The 1135-nt window shown below is 26.3% G+C and carries 1 protein-coding gene; it reads right to left on the reverse strand.

Going from position 1 to position 1135, the window contains the following annotated elements; genetic code table 11:
- Positions 1-30: 30 nt before the first annotated feature.
- Positions 31-936, reverse strand: a complete 906-nt coding sequence (locus G3997_RS06780) for a mechanosensitive ion channel family protein (RefSeq protein WP_330616116.1) — start codon at positions 934-936, stop codon at positions 31-33.
- Between the last annotated feature and the right edge of the window lie 199 nt (positions 937-1135).

Genomic DNA, 1135 nt, shown 5'->3' on the forward strand with positions numbered 1-1135 from the left:
AGTACCTATAAATATGTACTAGCCTTTTAACTATTTTTTAAGAGCTTCTTTTAAATGAAGATCCATTTGTGGGTAAGGTATACTTATGTTTTCTTTATCAAATGTTATTTTAACTTCTTCTAATAAATCATAATATATACTCCAATAATTTTCTGTATTACACCAAGCTCTAACTATAAAGTCTACTGAGCTTGCACTATGTGCACTTACTGCTACAAATGGCGCTGGATCTTTTAATATTAATTTATTTCTCTCTACTATTTTATTTAAGACTTCTTTAACATGAGTTATATCATTTTCATATCCTACACTAAAAATTAAATCTACCCTTCTAGTTGGCTTTGCTGAATAGTTTATTAAACTTCCATTAGATAAAGTTCCATTTGGTATTAAAATTTGTTTATTATCAATTGTTACTAATTGAGTATAAAATAATCCTATCTGTTCTACAGTCCCACCATATGTTGCTGTTTCTATGTAATCTCCTACTTTAAAAGGTCTTATAAATAATATTATAAATCCTCCCGCAAAGTTAGATAAACTTCCTTGAAGCGCTAAACCTATAGCAACCCCTGCTGATGCAACTAATGCTGCAATACCAGATAATTCTATTCCCCAGTATCCTAAGACAGGTAAAACAAGGATTATTTTAAGTCCAACAGTTATAAGTGATTTTAAGAATTTACTAAGAGTTATATCAACATCTTTTTTCTCTAAAACATAAATAAATCTACCAACAAACTTATTAATTAACTTAAACCCAATAGATATTATTAACGCCCCTATTATAAGTTTAAATCCTGTAGTTGCTGTCCACTCTATTAATTTTTCTAATAGTGCACTCATTTTTATTTTACTAAAATCTATATGCTCTAAATTTTCAATATTTTTTATAACTTTATCAGTAGCTGCATCTGTATTTTGTGCTAAAAACATATATAATCTCCTCCATTTTGTGTCAAATTAACCACTATATTATATATTACAATAGTTATATAACTATGTCTAGAAAATAAAAAGTTATTTTTATAGATCAATAATATCATGTTTAAAAGTATTTCTACTACCTTCTATTAAGAAATATTGACTAATTCTTATATAATAAATAGTCATTTTAAGATATATTACCTATCTA

This window comes from Romboutsia sp. 13368 (genome assembly GCF_018336475.1).
Lineage (GTDB): Bacteria > Bacillota > Clostridia > Peptostreptococcales > Peptostreptococcaceae > Romboutsia.